Origin of the sequence: Brevibacillus sp. NPDC058079 (assembly GCF_042885155.1) — a bacterium.
In the GTDB taxonomy this organism is placed as follows: Bacteria; Bacillota; Bacilli; order Brevibacillales; family Brevibacillaceae; genus Brevibacillus.
This window is the reverse complement of record NZ_JBHVSO010000003.1, coordinates 231,471-246,928: the sequence shown is the minus strand read 5'-3', so window position 1 is coordinate 246,928 and position 15,458 is coordinate 231,471. Positions and strand designations below refer to the sequence as shown.

Below are 15,458 nucleotides of genomic sequence, written 5' to 3'. Positions count from 1 at the left end.
CTATGCATTTTGTCCTGGCGCAGGCTGTGCTACTTGGCTCTCCTGTGCTTGAAATGGACGTGAGATCGAGTAGAAGGCAAACCCGAACGAAAGCAGGACGAACACGGCTCCAACCCAAGGCGTGTAGATGACAGATGACCGCTCGACGACGAGACCGCCAGCCAGAGAGCCAAGGGCGATACCTAAATGCTGGGCAGAAGTATTCAAGCTTAATTGAATGTCTGCGGTAGCAGGTGAGCAGGAGATCAAATAGTTTTGCTGTGCTGGCGAAATAGCCCAGCTAAGCGCACTCCAGATGACCATGATCGGCAAGAACAAATAAAGAGAGCCTGCAAAAAACGGCAAGACACACATGATCAAGCCAAACACTGGAATGATGAACAGAATGCTCTTGGTTGCTCCCCATTTGTCTGAGATCCAACCGCCAATACCACCGCCTGCAACGGCAGCAAGCCCGAACAAGAGATAAATCCAGCTCAGTGTCGTTGCGTCCACATTCATCGTTGTTTGAAGATAAGGGGTAAAGTATGCGTACAGAGTCAAGTGCCCTGTCAACATTAACAAGACGATAAACAATGCGCTGAATAGCTTGCCGCTACGGAGGGTAGTCATTTGATCACGCAGCGGAATGGGCGGTGCAGTTTGTACTTTTGGCAAAAACAAGAGGATAAAAATCATCGCGACGATACTCAGAGCCGCAATTAGCCAAAACGGGGCACGCCATCCGAAGGCATTCCCCAGAGCCAATCCGACAGGGACGCCGAGTACGAGCGAACCGCTAATCCCCATGAAAATAACGCCAATGGCACGGCCGCGATAAGCAGGTTCCACAAGACTTGTCGCAATGGTAATCGACAGCACAATCAGGATGGAACTGCTTGCTGCGCTCAAGATGCGTGCCGTCATTAATACAGCGTAGCTCGGACTAAGTGCCGCGAGCACATTACTTAGGAAAAAGGCCGCTAATGCATACATGTATAGCTTTTTGCGCTCGACACGCCTTGTAACATGTAGGAGCAGAGGAGCGGCAATGGCAAATGCAAGGGAGAATATGGTAATCAATTGTCCGGCAGCGCTAATCGATACCTGAAGATCACGAGCAATCAGATCGAGCGTACCACCGATAATCAATTCCACCGTACCTACAACAAAGGTAGCAATCGCTAAGATGAAGACACGTGGATTCAAAACAATAGCTCCTCTCCAAATAAAAAGGTTACTACCATAATAGTAACCTTTTTTGTGCTGTGCAACTACAAATTTCTCCATACAAATAAAAAAGACTCTGGCCAAAAGCCAAAGTCCAGGTATTGTCAGTATCGGAGGCGGATGATCATCTTGCGGATTTCTTCATCGTCAAACAGTTGATCCACATATTTTTGGGTGATTTTTGTCAGCGCGACATCATGGTAGAAAGAATCGGCAAAAAATTTGACGAACGGTTGACCGCGTGTCTTGATCGCATGCCAGCCCGTGTCCTCCTCGCCTGCAAAAATCATTTCATCTTGGTCCGCTACGATTAGCTGATAGCGCTCCAAGCCTTGATGCTCTTGCACAGGGATAAAGGAATGAACACAGGAGAGCTTGGTGTTAATCTGCCCGATGACCAAGGCTTCGATCTCCAACCCTTCTTTTTCTTTCATCTCCAGTAGGGGTACATACTCCAAAAAATCATCGGACCAGGCAGAGATGCGAATAGACCGTGTTGCTCGTTGGATCAATTGTTTGCATTCAGCGCGGATCGATTCATTAACCTTCAGGCTCCAGACCCGGTCATCGCGTACGGTTTTATGAGAAAGGGAGCTGGTCAATTTTTTGACGTCTGTTTGAAATTGGCGGGTCAGCTTTTCTACCAGGCTGTCCAAAGGAAGGGCTGTATACCGCTTTTTCTTTTCTGATACGGTGTCAAGGACCATCCCCTTTTCTACCAGACGATTCAACACCTCGTAAATTTTTGCCTTTGGCACCCCCGAATGCTTCACGACCATTGCTGCATCGAGAGGCTCGCCGCTAGACGCCAACGCTTCATAAACTTTACTCTCATACAGAGAAAAACCAAATGTTTGCAGCATCAAAATCCTCCATGGAAAACACGAGCATTTTTATTCGATCGTACCGATAAATGAATTGTTTTGCAAGAAAGAGAGGGGGGCGAAAGAAATAAATGATAGAAAAATATCGAGCTTTTTCGACAAAATTCGCTAAATTTCTATAGGCCTTTAGACAGTAGACACGATGATAATATATCGAACTGATACCCCGTGAATAAATGAATCGCCGAAAATTCGGCACGTATTGTAACTAGTTCGATAGCCTTATTAAGAAATTTCTTTTGAACGGGAAGTATTTTTTGTCGAAGAAAAGAATTTGGCAAAAATTACGTATCACGCAATAATTATGAATAGTCGGAATTGGGGGTCTGATTTTTCCGATGCATCACAAATAGATAGAAAAAGAGGGTGAACCGTAGTGAAGAAAGGCAAAAAGCTCTTATCCGTTTTATTTTCCTCCTCACTCGTGCTCAGTACTTTTGTGGCTGCACCTACAGCTGGTTTGGCCAAATCAAAAGAGGACAAGCATGATCTGCAAGTAGACTTGTCCACTGTTAACCTGGATCGACTGATTAAAGGGTTAATAGAGCAAGGAATCATTGATGAAGACGCCGATCAGGAAGAGATTGACGAGGCGTTGCTCGAGTACTTCGAAGACAAAAAAGTACCGCACGGCGTTGATGAAACGTCCTCTTACGGTAAGGAAGCGAGCAGAGGACAGCAGGCAGCATTGGCTGATGCTGTGCAGAAAGTGGCTGAGATGGAGGACGGCGATGAAGTGCGCTCTTCCAAACGTCTACATACCGATAACATTGTTGTCGCTCTTATTGAGTTCCCTGACCGGGAGCATAACCAGTTACCAAAAGTGAGTGATTCGCTTTGGACGGAAGACTTCAACGAAAAGCACTACAAAGAGATGCTGTTTGATCAGAAGGGGTACGAAACTCCTGAAGGAATCGGCATGACAACAATGGCGAAATACTTCTATCTGCAATCGGGAAGATCTTGGACGGTTGACGGTGTGGTAACGCCTTGGCAAATGGCAGAGAATGGCTACAAGTATTATGGAGGAAACTCCAAGGCCGGTGACGATTCCAATCCGCGCGATCTGGTAATCGAGACGCTTGAGGCAGTTGGGGAATCCATTGCTGGGAAAGAGGAATTGTATGATCAGCGCGATCCGTATGACATCGATGGTGATGGAGACCTGATGGAGCCGGATGGCAATTTGGACAACCTCATGCTCGTTCATGCAGGGATCGGAGAAGAGACAGGGGAAGACCCAGATGCGATCTGGTCTCACCGTTGGACCTTGAAAAAACCAGTGGATATTCCAGGCACAAGCCTCAAAGCGTTTGATTACATGATCCAGCCTGAAGATGGCGCACCAGGTGTATTCACTCACGAATATGGACACAATCTCGGTTTGCCAGACTTGTATGACACGTCAAGAAAAGGAAAAGATTCTCCAGTAGGTGCTTGGTCTCTCATGTCGTCTGGTAGCCATACAGGTAAAGTCTTCCAAACGGAACCTACTGGCCTTGATCCTTGGTCCAAAATGGTTCTGCAACAAATGTTTGGCGGCAACTGGATTGCTCCGACTGTTCTGGACTACAAGGATGTAGAAAAACGCAAGAGAACGGTTCCGCTCATCGATGCGAGCAGCACCGAGAAAAGCGGAAAAGTCGTTAAGCTGAATATGCCGAAAGTTGAAAAGAAACCGCCGGTTGAGCCAAAAGATGGTGGATACGCATACTTCTCGGATGAAGGCAACAAACTTAACACCAAAATGACTTCCGATGTGATCGATTTGACTGGGGTCAGCTCCGCAACGATGAAATTCGATTCATGGAGAAGCATTGAGGAAGGTTATGACTACCTGTCCGTCAATGTGATTGATGCGGATACAGGTGAGAAAAAAGAAGTACAGAAATTCGATGATGTAACAAATGGCTGGGACAAAGAAGAAATCAGCCTGAATGAGTTTGTCGGCAAAAAAGTGCAAGTTGAGTTTAACTATGTGACAGACGTTGCTTTCGTATTGGACGGCTTCTATCTCGATAACTTTGAAGTAGAGGCAGATGGACAAGTCATCTTCGCGGATGATGCAGAGGGTGAGAAGAAGTTCAAATTGGATGGCTTCGTCCACTTCGATGGAAAAGGTAAAATGTACGATGCGTACTACCTGGTTGAGCTGCGCTCTCACGAAGGAATTGACGCTGGACTGAAGCACTTCCGCCGTAACGACTCCTTCTTCACGTATGATCCAGGTATGGTGATCTGGTACTTTGATGGTCGCTACGAAAGAACACGTGATAACAATACGAGCCAGCATCCAGGCTACGGCTTACTCGGTGTAGTAGATGCCCATCAAGAAGTACGTTACTGGAACAATGATGAGGGTAACAAAAACGCAATTGCAGACTCCCGCTATCAGGTGAACGATGCTGCGTTTAGCCCGAACAAAACATCCGGTATGGATCTGGATTACATCTATGGAACGATGGAATATGAGCCGTTGAAAGGCGTTAAGGAGTTTGACGACAGTGATGACTTCTCGATGCCGGAAGTACCGGAAGTCGGAAAAATCCTGCAGCAAATTGGTTTGCAAATTAAGCTGAAAAAAGTAGACAAAAAGTTTACGGAAGCTTCGGTTGAGTTCTCTATTGATAAAAAATAATGAATAAGCCAAAAGACGCCACACAGCGCCAAGCTGATGTTTGGCGTCTTTTTCGTTTCTATGATAACTGGTCTAAGCTCGGCTGCATCGAAATAGGCTATAACAATGAACGACAAGCTGCCTGATCTGATTGCGCGTAAGAAAGGCAACCTTTTGTACAGGCATAGGTATCGCGCTCGGCAGCAAGGGGGGATCAATCATGCTGCATATTATTGCTTGCATTAAGCAGGTGCCGGACACCAAAATCATCAAGATGAATCCGAAGACGAATACGATGGATCGCGCCAGTGCACCAGCCATCCTCAACCCGTATGATGCACATGCGGTGGAGGAAGCCGTTCGGTTGAAAAATCGATATGGGGGTGTGGTCTCTGTCGTCACCATGGGACCTCCGCCAGCGGTGAAGGCTATTCGGAAATGTATCGAGATCGGAGCAGACGCAGGCTATCTGGTAACGGATCGCGCATTTGCCGGAGCAGATACATTGGCAACCAGCTATGCAATTACCAAAGCCATTGAGAAGATTGCAGAAAGCCAGCCAGTCGACCTCGTCATTTGCGGGAAGATGACTATCGACGGTGATACGGGACAAGTCGGACCAGGTGTCGCCAGAAGGTTGGATATTCCGCCGCTTACGTGTGTGAAAAAAGTAGTGGAGATAAACAAAGAACAAGGTTACGCCATCGTGCATCGAAAGCTGGAGGATGGTTATGAAGTCATTCAGTCGACCTTGCCTTGCTTGTTTTCCGTGGAGAAGGAGATTAACGAGGTACCTTATTCTCCGCTGCCCAACATGCTTCGAGCTGCTAGATATAATCCCGTTGTCTGGTCCGTCGATGACTTGGGGGATATCGATCGGACGCAGTTAGGTCTGAAGGGCTCTCCTACTATCGTTGCAAAAGTTTGGCCCCCAGAGAAGCCAAAGGGTGGCGAAATGCTCGAAGGAAGCGTTAGCGAGCAAATCGCGCGCTTGATGGAAATTTTGCACGATAAACAGCGACTGTTTCGGGTGAAGGAGGAGCAGATATGAATCTGGATGATTTTCGTGGCATCTGGGTGTTTTTAGAGGTGAGTGACGGCCGAATCGCGCCTGTGTCACTCGAGCTGCTGGGGGCGGGTAGACAAATGGCTGACAAGCGAGACGTGCCGCTTGCTGGCTTGTTAATCGGAGATGGAATCAAGGAGTTGGCCCACACGGCGTTTCCATACGGTGCGGACCAAGTGTATGTATACGATCACAAGATTTTTCATGATTACCGAACAGAGTCCTACATGCGAGCAGTTATCGAATGTGTCCAAAAGCACAAGCCGGAAATCATCTTGTATGGGGCGACTTCAACCGGAAAAGATTTGGCGAGCGCTGTCGCGACGGACTTGGAGACAGGGCTGACCGCTGACACAACCATGCTCGATGTGAACGCGGAGACAGGCTTATTGGAGGCAAGCCGTCCAGCGTTTGGCGGTAACATCATGGCAACGATTTTGTGCAAAAAACATCGCCCGCAAATGGCGACCGTTCGCCCGAAAGTCATGAAAGCGCTTGAGCCAGACGAGTCACGTACAGGAGAAATCATTGATGAAAGCATGGAGCTGCGTGAAGAAGACATTCGCACAAAAGTACTGAAAATCGTCCGGGAGACGAAGGAAAAGGTGCGGCTGGATGAGGCTGATGTGATCGTCGCTGGTGGCAAGGGACTCGGAAGCAAGGAAGGCTTTGCGCTTATTCATCGCTTCGCAGAACGAATCGGGGCAACGGTCGGGGCCAGCAGAGATGCGGTGGAAGCAGGCTGGATCGGTCATGAACATCAGGTAGGACAGACGGGAGTGACTGTCACACCCAAAATATACTTTGCCATCGGCATATCGGGAGCTATTCAGCATTTGGTCGGTATGCGCAACTCGGGATTGATCATTGCCATCAATAAAGATCCGAATGCACTCATCTTCCAGTCTTGTCACTACGGTATTGTCGGTGATGCTTTTGAAATTGTGCCAATGCTCATTGAAGCATTCCAAAAGGAGCCGGACAAGGAGGTAACGTATGGCTGAGAAATTTGATGTAATCATTGTCGGAGCAGGTCCGGCTGGAACGGCTTGTGCTTATACGCTTGCCAAGGCGGGTGTAAATGTACTGTTGATGGAGCGCGGGGAATATCCGGGTTCCAAAAACGTCATGGGAGGTGTTTTGTATCGCAAAACGATGGAAGACATCATTCCCGAATTTTACAAGGAGGCGCCTGTTGAACGGCCGATCGTTGAGCAGCGGTTCATGATGCTCGATAAGGAATCAGCCATCAATTTCAGTTATAAGGGCATGGAGTGGGCCCAGGAGCCCTATAACAATTTCACGGTGTTGCGAGCGAAATTTGACCAATGGTTTGCAGATAAAGCTGTACAGCAGGGAGCACTTTTACTCAATGAGACCGTTGCTTTGCAGTGCATTGTTGAAAATGGCAAGGTAGTCGGTGTCAAAACAGATCGACCGGATGGGGATCTATACGCAGATGTTGTCGTTCTGGCAGACGGCGTCAACTCCTTGCTGGCGAAATCGTTAGGTTTCCACAAAGAGTTTCGCCCAGATGAAGTAGCGCTCGCTGTCATGGAAGTACTGAAGCTGGATCGCAAAATAATCGAGGATCGCTTTAACTTAGAGGGCGATCACGGTTGTACGATTGAAATTTTCGGGGATTCGACCAAAGGGATTTTGGGGACGGCGTGGTTGTATACGAATAAGGACAGCTTGAACATTGGGGTAGGGACGATGCTGTCAGGTCTGATCAAAAACAAGATCAAGCCGTATGAGTTGTTGGACTATGTAAAAAATCACCCGATGATTCGGCCGTATATCCAAGGTTGTGAGCAGCAGGAATACTTGGCGCACCTGATTCCCGAGGGGGGATATCGTTCCATTCCCAAAGTTGTCGGCAATGGTGTACTTGTTGTAGGGGATGCTGCCCAGCTCGTCAATGCGATCCATCGAGAGGGATCGAATATGGCAATGGCATCTGGTGTCATGGCGGCGGAAACGATCCTGGCCGCAAAAGAGGCAGGGGACTATTCCGAAAAAATGCTCGACGGATACCGAATCAATCTATTGAACAGCTTTGTCGGTCAAGATTTGAAAAAGTATAAGGATGCAACGCATCACTTTGAAAAATTCCCGCAGTATATCGAACAGTACATTCCGATGATGAACAAAGCGGCGAGTCAAATGTTCACGGTTGATGGCAGCTCGAAATGGAGCAAGCAGAAGAAAATCTGGAGCGACCTCGGCTCTGCGAAGGACAAATGGAAAATGGCGCGTGACTTGATGAATGCGTGGAGGGTGATGAAGTGATGCAGGATCTACCGAAGGGCCAGTCAATCGAGGAGAAACAGTACCTTGTGCGCTTCAAAGCAGATACGGAGTCACATTTGCATGTGCTCTCTGCAGATGTTTGTGCGACGCAATGCCCTGATAAGCTCTGTACCATCTTCTGTCCTGCGGAAGTATACAAATGGGAAGAAGTGCGGATGCACGTCGGTTACGAAGGGTGTCACGAATGTGGGAGCTGCCGCATTGGTTGTCCGTACGAAAATATCAAATGGGTGTATCCGAAGGGTGGACACGGAATCATTTTCAGACTCGGGTAATGGGCGGCGATGAGCGGTGATACAAGTAGGAGATCTGGTCGTATACGTAAAGGATGGCGCAAAGGGAGTTGTCATTCATATTGAGGAGGACCGCTTCCAGGTAAAGTGGGAAGATGATTTTGTCAGCTGGGAGAAAAGGGAATGGCTACTGCCCAGTTCAATGGAACATGGCGATCTTCAAAAACAGAAAGAACAGCGGGAGTAAATTCCCACTGTTCTTTTGTTTTGCGTGAATTTGACCACTAGTTACGGACTGTATAAGGATACACCCGAGCAAAAGCCCCCTCCATTCGAAAACAGCCGAGAACTGGTTGTGGAGAAGCGAGCGAAACGATGAGATACGCGGCCTCAGGGTAATGACAGTAAGCAATATCTTCAGGTGACGGAATGGGAGGTGCAGTAGGGTGGGAGTGATAGATCCCAACCAAATGCTCTCCGCGCAACGCCATTTTGTGGAAAACGTATTGAATCTGCTTGGGGTCCATGGCGAAAGCGACCGGGCTTTTCAATATATTTTCCATACGCCAAACCGTCTGTGCACTGCCATTTCTACCGGAAAGCAATCCGCACGTTTCATTTGGCTTCTTCTCCAGGGAATCTCGGATGATTTCATCCCAGACTGCACGGGTCATGAAAAAGGGGGTCTCTAAAAGATTAGCCCTGCCAACGCCTGCCGCAGCATCCCCCACTCGTTCTATTCTGGACGGACGGTTGGACTTTATGAACCGGACCGGATTTTGGCAATGGTGATCGCGGCATTCTCGATGGGCGCTGGGCAGGATGGACTTGATGTTGTTGACGTTGATGATACAGTGCACGCATTTGTTCAGGTGTCATGGTTTTTCCTCCCTTTCTGGCTGTATTATGTTGTATTCATGATGGATTCACATGGTAACGGCTCTCGCACATTTTCAATTTTTCAACGAAACGGGTTGAATTCGTTGGCGTTTTTGGGAAAGGGCATCTGCATTTTTACTGGTGCGGAAGACAGTTGTTGAGTGGAGGGATCGGAGATTGGCATGTATTGCGTGCTTGGTTGGAATTGAGTGTTTGGTTGGAATTGGGCATTTTGCTGGAGTTGACTGAAGGCTTTATTAGTTCGAGATTCTTTTTGCGTGAATTCTTTGATGATTTGCTTGTATTTTTCTTCGTTGTTTTGGAGTTCTTTCACCATGTTTTTGAGTCCGGTAATCGTTTTTTTCAACACTTGCTCCTGGGATGCAAGCTGCTCCATGGCTTTTTCCTTTTCTGTTAACAGAGAGTCGTATTTTTGGGTTGTTTTCTCCAGGACTTCGTTCCATTTATTTTTTTGAAGAGAGACGTTCGCGAGCTTTTCGTCGGTTTCCTTGGTTTGTTGCTGAAAAGATTTGATTCGATCCTGGGCATCCGTTAATTGCTGTTTTGTTTCTTTTAACTCCGACTGGAGACTCTTAACGGTGTTTTGTGTTTGTTGGATTTCTTCGTCGCGTTTTTGGATGCTTTGCTGCAATTCTTGCTCATGCAGAGAATGCGATTCGGCCAGCTTTTTATAGTCAGCGACGAGTTGATTTTTCGTTAACCGAGCTGCTTCCAGCTCAAGCAGAGCTTCTGTTAATTGTTGAGAAGTCTCTTCGTGCTTTGCTGTCCAACTTTGTTCGAGATCTATTGCTTTTTGCAACATCTCATGGCGGGTGGCTTCTAGCTTTTGCTCTTTCGTGCGTAAATCCTGTTTTTGCGCTTCGAATTCTTGCTCTCGGGTGTAAATATCTTGATTCTGCACTTGTAGCTCCTGCTCCCAGGTTTGCAACTCTTGCCTCTGAACTTGGATTTCTTGTTCCTGAGAGAGGAGGGCCTGTTCCAGTGTGTTTAATTCTTGCTCCTGAGTGAGCAACTCCTGTTCACGATTGTGTAGGGTATGCCCTTGAGCCTGCAGCTCCTGCTCTTGGTTGTGTAGCTCTTGATCTCGTGCGTTCAGCTCTTGTTTCAGCGTGAGTAACTCTTGCTCGTGGGAGTGGACTTCCTGCTCATGAGAGAGAAGCTCTTGCCCGCGAAGCTGTAGCGCTTGCTCTCGGGATTGAAGTCCTTGTTCTTGAAGCTGTTGTTCCTGGGTCTGAGCCAGAAGTGCTTGTTCCTGGGAGAGGTTGGCTTGCTCCCAATCCCGAAGCTCCTGTTCATGGGTTTTGAGCTCTTGTTCTTGAACCTGCAACGCCTGCGCATGAGCTTGTAGCTCTTTTCCTTGCACCTGCAGATCTTGTTCAAAACCGTTTAGTTCTTCTTCCCGTGCTTGTAGTTCTCGCGTCTGTGCGAGAAGTTCTTGATCTCGTGCCTGAAGACCTTGCTCGAAAGTGAGTAGCTCTTGTTCTTTCGTCTGGAGGTTTTGATTCTGAGAGTGAAGTTCATGCCCGCGCGTTTGCAGCTCTTGCTCGAGAATGTAAAAGTCCTGCTCTCGTGCTTGAAGGTATTGGGTCTGGGTGAGAAGGTCTTGCCCCCGAGCTTTGAGTTCTTGTTCGAGGATTGTTAGTTCTTGTTCTTTTGTTTGCAGGTTATCTGCTTGCGTTTGCAGTTCTTGCCCTTGTACTTGGATTTCTTGCTCAAAATGGAGAAGGTCCTGCTCCCGTGCTTCGAGGTTTTGCGTTTTGGAAGTGAGCTGCTGTTCTTTCGTCTCGAGGTTATGAGCTAGGGATTGAAGGTCTTGCCCTTGAGTCTGAAGCTCTTGCTCGAGATCGAAAAGTTCCTGTTCTCGTGCGTTGAGGTCTTGCGTTTGAGAATGCAGCTCTAGCTCTTTGGAAGTGAGCTGTTGTTCTTTCGTCTCGAGGTTATGAGCTAGGGATTGAAGTTCTTGGCCTTGAGTCTGAAGCTCTTGCTCGAGAAGGTGAAGTTCCTGCTCCCGTGCTTCGAGGCTTTGCGTTTTGGAAGTGAGCTGCTGTTCTGTCGTCTGCAAGTTATGCGCTAGGGATTGAAGGTCTTGCCTTTGAGTCTGAAGCTCTTGTTCGAGAACGTGAAGTTCCTGTTCCCGTGCGTCGAGGTCTTGCGTTTGAGAATGCAGCTCTAGCTCTTTGGACTGGAGCTGTTGTTCTTTCGTTTGCAGGTTGTGCGCTAAGGATTGAAGGTCTTGCCCTTGAGTCTGAAGCTCTTGCTCGAGAAGGTGAAGTTCCTGCTCCCGTGCTTCGAGGTCTTGCGTTTTGGACGTGATCTGCTGTTCTGTCGTTTGCAGGTTGTGCGCTAGGGATTGAAGTTCTTGGCCTTGAGTCTGAAGCTCTTGCTCGAGATCGAAAAGTTCCTGTTCCCGTGCGTCGAGGTCTTGCGTCTGGGAATGCAGCTCTAGCTCTTTGGACTGGAGCTGTTGTTCTTTCGTCTCGAGGTTATGAGCTAGGGATTGAACTTCTTGGCCTTGAGTCTGAAGCTCTTGCTCGAGAAGGTGAAGTTCCTGCTCCCGTGCTTCGAGGTTTTGCGTTTTGGAAGTGAGCTGCTGTTCTGTCGTTTGCAGGTTGAGCGTTAGGGATTGAAGTTCTTGGCCTTGAGTCTGAAGCTCTTGCTCGAGATCGAGAAGTTCCTGTTCTCGTGCTTTGAGGTCTTGCGTTTGGGAATGCAGCTCTAGCTCTTTGGAAGTGAGCTGTTGTTCTTTCGTTTGCAGGTTGTGCGCTAGGGATTGAAGGTCTTGCCCTTGAGTCTGAAGCTCTTGTTCGATATCGAGAAGTTCTTGCTCCCGTGCGTTGAGGTCTTGCGTTTGGGAATGCAGCTCTAGCTCTTTGGACTGGAGCTGTTGTTCTTTCGTTTGCAGGTTTTGAGCCAGGGATTGAAGTTCTTGGCCTTGAGTCTGAAGCTCATGTTCGATATCGAGAAGTTCTTGCTCCCGTGCGTTGAGGTCTTGCGTTTGAGAATGCAGCTCTAGCTCTTTGGAAGTGAGCTGTTGTTCTTTCGTTTGCAGGTTTTGAGCCAGGGATTGAAGGTCTTGCCCTTGAGTCTGAAGCTCTTGCTCGAGAACGTGAAGTTCCTGTTCCCGTGCGTCGAGGTCTTGCGTTTGAGAATGCAGCTCTAGCTCTTTGGAAGTGAGCTGTTGTTCTTTCGTTTGCAGGTTGTGCGCTAGGGATTGAAGGTCTTGCCCTTGAGTCTGAAGCTCTTGCTCGAGAACGTGAAGATCTTGCTCCCGTGCGTCGAGGTCTTGCGTTTTGGACGTGAGATGCTGTTCTGTCGTTTGCAGGTTGTGCGCTAGGGATTGAAGTTCTTGGCCTTGCGTCTGAAGCACTTGCTCGAGATCGAGAAGATCCTGCTCTCGTGCGTCGAGGTTTTGCGTTTTGGAAGTGAGCTGTTGTTCTTTCGTCTGCAGGTTTTGAGCCAGGGATTGAAGGTCTTGCCCTTGCGTCTGAAGCTCTTGCTCGAGATCGAAAAGTTCTTGCTCCCGTGCGTTGAGGTCTTGCGTTTGAGAATGCAGCTCTAGCTCTTTGGACTGGAGTTGTTGTTCTTTCGTCTGCAGGTTTTGAGCCAGGGATTGAAGGTCTTGCCCTTGCGTCAGAAGCTCCTGCTCGATATCGAGAAGTTCTTGCTCCCGTGCGTTGAGGTCTTGCGTTTGAGAATGCAGCTCTAGCTCTTTGGACTGGAGCTGTTGTTCTTTCGTTTGTAGGTTGTGCGTTAGGGATTGAAGGTCTTTCCCTTGAGTCTGAAGCTCTTGCTCGATATCGAGAAGTTCTTGCTCCCGTGCGTTGAGGTCTTGCGTCTGGGAATACAGCTCTAGCTCTTTGGACTGGAGTTGTTGTTCTTTCGTTTGCAGGTTTTGAGCCAGGGATTGAAGGTCTTGCCCTTGCGTCTGAAGCTCATGTTCGATATCGAGAAGTTCTTGCTCCCGTGCGTTGAGGTCTTGCGTCTGGGAATACAGCTCTAGCTCTTTGGAAGTGAGCTGTTGTTCTTTCGTTTGCAGGTTGTGCGCTAGGGATTGAAGGTCTTGGCCTTGAGTCTGAAGCTCTTGCTCGAGAACGTGAAGATCCTGTTCCCGTGCGTCGAGGTCTTGCGTTTTGGACGTGAGCTGCTGTTCTGTCGTTTGCAGGTTGTGCGCTAGGGATTGAAGTTCTTGGCCTTGCGTCTGAAGCACTTGCTCGAGATCGAGAAGATCCTGCTCTCGTGCGTCGAGGTTTTGCGTTTTGGAAGTGAGCTGTTGTTCTTTCGTTTGCAGGTTGTGCGCTAGGGATTGAAGGTCTTGGCCTTGAGTCTGAAGCACTTGCTCGAGATCGAAAAGTTCCTGTTCTCGTGCGTTGAGGTCTTGCGTTTGAGAATGCAGCTCTAGCTCTTTGGACTGGAGCTGTTGTTCTTTCGTTTGTAGGTTGTGCGTTAGGGATTGAAGGTCTTTCCCTTGCGTCTGAAGCTCATGTTCGATATCGAGAAGTTCTTGCTCCCGTGCGTTGAGGTCTTGCGTTTGAGAATGAAGCTCTAGCTCTTTGGACTGGAGCTGTTGTTCTTTCGTCTGCAGGTTATGCGTTAGGGATTGAAGGTCTTGCCCTTGAGTCTGAAGCTCTTGTTCGAGAACGTGAAGGTCCTGCTCCCGTGCATAGAGGTCTTGTGCCTGAGTGTGCATTTCTAGTCCTTGCGCTTGTAACGCTTGTTCAAGACTGAGAAGTTCCTGCTCCTGTGCTTGAAGTTCTTGTGTCTGAGAATGCAGCTCCAGCTCCTTAGCATCGAGCTTTTGCTCGGTAACAAGCAGCTGTTGTTCTTTGGTCTGGAGGTTATGCTTTAGGAATTGCAATTCTTGACCTTGCCCTAGCAACTCTTGCTCAAGACCGGCAAGTTCCTGCTGCTGTGCTTGAAGGTCTTGTGTCTGAGAATGCAGCTCGAGCTCCTTAGCCTGGAGCTTTTGATCTGTAACAACCAGCTCTTGTTCTTTTGTCTGTAGGTTATCCGCTTGGGAATGCAGTTCTAACCATTGCGTCTGAAGCTCTTGTTCAAGACCGAGAAGGTTCTGCTCCCGTTTTTGTAGGCGTTGCGTCTGAGAATGCAGCTCTTGCTCCTTCGATTGGAGGTCTTGTTCGAGAGAAAGTAGATTCTGCTCTTTCGTCTGAAGGCTACTCGCTAGGGATTGCAGTTCCTGCCCTTGCCCCAGCAACTCTTGCTCAAGATCGTGAAGTTCCTGCTCCTGTGCCGTTAGACTGTGCTCAAACACGTGGAGGTTTTGCTCCCGCACCTGTAGCTCTTGCTCCCGCTGCTCCCAATTTGCGCTTGCTTCTGTAAGCTGCTGGAGGTTAGAGAGTGTCTGCTCTTCCCGTGCTCGTGCGTCCTCCAACTGCTGATTCAATGATTCAATTTTGGATAGTTGCTCGTGCTGCCTCATCTGCGCACACTCAAACTCTTCATGTACATGATCCAAAGCTTGTTTCCATGTAAGCTGTTGATGCTCCAGATGCGCGATCATGTCTAAATGCTGCTGGCGTTCTTGCAGGATCTCCTCGATTTTACTCAGCTGCTGCTGATCTTGATCGTGTAACGTTTTTTGCCATTGTGCCTCTTTTTGTTCGTAGCTTTGTACTCGCCGTTGGAGCAATTCAATGTGCTCGCGTAAGTGTGTTTCCTGCGCTTGATGTTTGGACATGATTTCTTCAATCCGTGGACCTTTTCGTTGCTCTCTGATCTCGGTTTGCAAGCTGTCGATTGAACTCTTTAGTTTTGCCTCTGTTTCCTGGTGGTCGGTTATGGCATTTTCGCGTTGTTTTAGGAGATGTTCGTAGTAGTCGAGCTTGCTCTTCATTTCTTGAAGCATGTCTTGTGAATCATTCAAGCGCTGCTTCCATTCTGCGCCTTTGCTGTCCAAATCGTGGAGGTTCTGGTTCAGTTGTTCAAGCTGCTCTCTATATGCTTCATTTTTTTGGGATGTTTCCTCTATCTGCTTCTGTAGGTACCACACTTCTTGCATGAGTTGGTTTGCTTTTTCTTCGTAGTAGTGTGCTTGTTTTTTTAGCAGGAGGAGCTTCTCATTTTCTCTCGACTTGTTCGCATTGGAGATTCTCCTTTTGTACACAGTGTTGTCCTCCTTTTTCCGTCTGGCTTTCCCATATAGACATATGTACGGGGTTGGAATTGGTGCCTGTATTGTAGTGACGGCTCATCTATAGAAAAAACGGGAGAAGTGTTGG

11 protein-coding genes are annotated in these 15,458 nt (G+C 48.2%); 6 read left to right on the top strand and 5 right to left on the bottom strand.

Features of this window, described 5'->3' with window-relative positions:
- Entirely contained in the window at positions 1 to 1,188 is a 1,188-nt protein-coding gene (locus ACFVS2_RS11315) for an MFS transporter (RefSeq protein WP_390233818.1), read from the bottom strand.
- A 125-nt stretch (positions 1,189 to 1,313) separates the two neighbouring features.
- Positions 1,314 to 2,072 carry a TrmB family transcriptional regulator gene (locus ACFVS2_RS11310; RefSeq protein WP_173619027.1) on the bottom strand — a complete coding sequence of 253 codons (759 nt, stop codon included), beginning with the start codon at positions 2,070 to 2,072 and terminating at the stop codon, positions 1,314 to 1,316.
- Positions 2,073 to 2,469: 397 nt separating this feature from the next.
- Between ACFVS2_RS11310 and ACFVS2_RS11305 the strand changes: the two genes are divergently transcribed.
- The 6 genes from ACFVS2_RS11305 to ACFVS2_RS11280 all read left to right on the top strand — a co-directional run bounded on the left by ACFVS2_RS11305 (position 2,470) and on the right by ACFVS2_RS11280 (position 8,569).
- Positions 2,470 to 4,731 carry an immune inhibitor A domain-containing protein gene (locus tag ACFVS2_RS11305; RefSeq protein WP_390233815.1) on the top strand — a complete coding sequence of 754 codons (2,262 nt, stop codon included), beginning with the start codon at positions 2,470 to 2,472 and terminating at the stop codon, positions 4,729 to 4,731.
- Between the two features lie 199 nt (positions 4,732 to 4,930).
- On the top strand, positions 4,931 to 5,761 hold the full coding sequence (locus tag ACFVS2_RS11300) for an electron transfer flavoprotein subunit beta/FixA family protein (protein WP_173619025.1): 831 nt from the start codon (positions 4,931 to 4,933) through the stop codon (positions 5,759 to 5,761).
- Positions 5,758 to 6,780, top strand: a complete 1,023-nt coding sequence (locus tag ACFVS2_RS11295; RefSeq protein WP_390233813.1) for an electron transfer flavoprotein subunit alpha/FixB family protein — start codon at positions 5,758 to 5,760, stop codon at positions 6,778 to 6,780. The genes ACFVS2_RS11300 and ACFVS2_RS11295 overlap by 4 nt, the downstream gene beginning before the upstream one ends.
- Complete coding sequence (locus ACFVS2_RS11290; protein ID WP_390233811.1) at positions 6,773 to 8,068, top strand: FAD-dependent oxidoreductase; 1,296 nt, start codon at positions 6,773 to 6,775, stop codon at positions 8,066 to 8,068. Before ACFVS2_RS11295 ends, ACFVS2_RS11290 begins: the two co-directional genes overlap by 8 nt.
- Positions 8,068 to 8,364 (top strand): ferredoxin family protein, encoded by a 297-nt coding sequence (locus ACFVS2_RS11285; protein WP_007726971.1) that lies wholly within the window; start codon positions 8,068 to 8,070, stop codon positions 8,362 to 8,364. Before ACFVS2_RS11290 ends, ACFVS2_RS11285 begins: the two co-directional genes overlap by 1 nt.
- Before the next feature lie 16 nt (positions 8,365 to 8,380).
- On the top strand, positions 8,381 to 8,569 hold the full coding sequence (locus tag ACFVS2_RS11280; RefSeq protein WP_017251140.1) for a hypothetical protein: 189 nt from the start codon (positions 8,381 to 8,383) through the stop codon (positions 8,567 to 8,569).
- A gap of 37 nt (positions 8,570 to 8,606) precedes the next feature.
- Here the strand turns inward: ACFVS2_RS11280 and ACFVS2_RS11275 are convergent, their stop codons facing one another.
- The 3 genes from ACFVS2_RS11275 to ACFVS2_RS11265 form a co-directional block, all read right to left on the bottom strand.
- Entirely contained in the window at positions 8,607 to 8,996 is a 390-nt protein-coding gene (locus ACFVS2_RS11275) for a M67 family metallopeptidase (protein ID WP_217367678.1), read from the bottom strand.
- A gap of 22 nt (positions 8,997 to 9,018) precedes the next feature.
- Positions 9,019 to 9,201 carry a hypothetical protein gene (locus ACFVS2_RS11270; RefSeq protein ID WP_217367677.1) on the bottom strand — a complete coding sequence of 61 codons (183 nt, stop codon included), beginning with the start codon at positions 9,199 to 9,201 and terminating at the stop codon, positions 9,019 to 9,021.
- A gap of 82 nt (positions 9,202 to 9,283) precedes the next feature.
- Entirely contained in the window at positions 9,284 to 15,343 is a 6,060-nt protein-coding gene (locus ACFVS2_RS11265; RefSeq protein ID WP_390233807.1) for a hypothetical protein, read from the bottom strand.
- Positions 15,344 to 15,458 lie beyond the last annotated feature (115 nt).

What these genes read in the sequence shown, in the direction of transcription:
- ACFVS2_RS11310 (WP_173619027.1), bottom strand. Translation starts at nt 2,072, where the DNA reads ATGCTGCAAACATTTGGTTTTTCTCTGTATGAGAGTAAAGTTTATGAA.
- ACFVS2_RS11300 (WP_173619025.1), top strand. Translation starts at nt 4,931, where the DNA reads ATGCTGCATATTATTGCTTGCATTAAGCAGGTGCCGGACACCAAAATC.
- ACFVS2_RS11295 (WP_390233813.1), top strand. Translation starts at nt 5,758, where the DNA reads ATGAATCTGGATGATTTTCGTGGCATCTGGGTGTTTTTAGAGGTGAGT.
- ACFVS2_RS11290 (WP_390233811.1), top strand. Translation starts at nt 6,773, where the DNA reads ATGGCTGAGAAATTTGATGTAATCATTGTCGGAGCAGGTCCGGCTGGA.
- ACFVS2_RS11285 (WP_007726971.1), top strand. Translation starts at nt 8,068, where the DNA reads ATGCAGGATCTACCGAAGGGCCAGTCAATCGAGGAGAAACAGTACCTT.
- ACFVS2_RS11275 (WP_217367678.1), bottom strand. Translation starts at nt 8,996, where the DNA reads ATGACCCGTGCAGTCTGGGATGAAATCATCCGAGATTCCCTGGAGAAG.
- ACFVS2_RS11270 (WP_217367677.1), bottom strand. Translation starts at nt 9,201, where the DNA reads ATGACACCTGAACAAATGCGTGCACTGTATCATCAACGTCAACAACAT.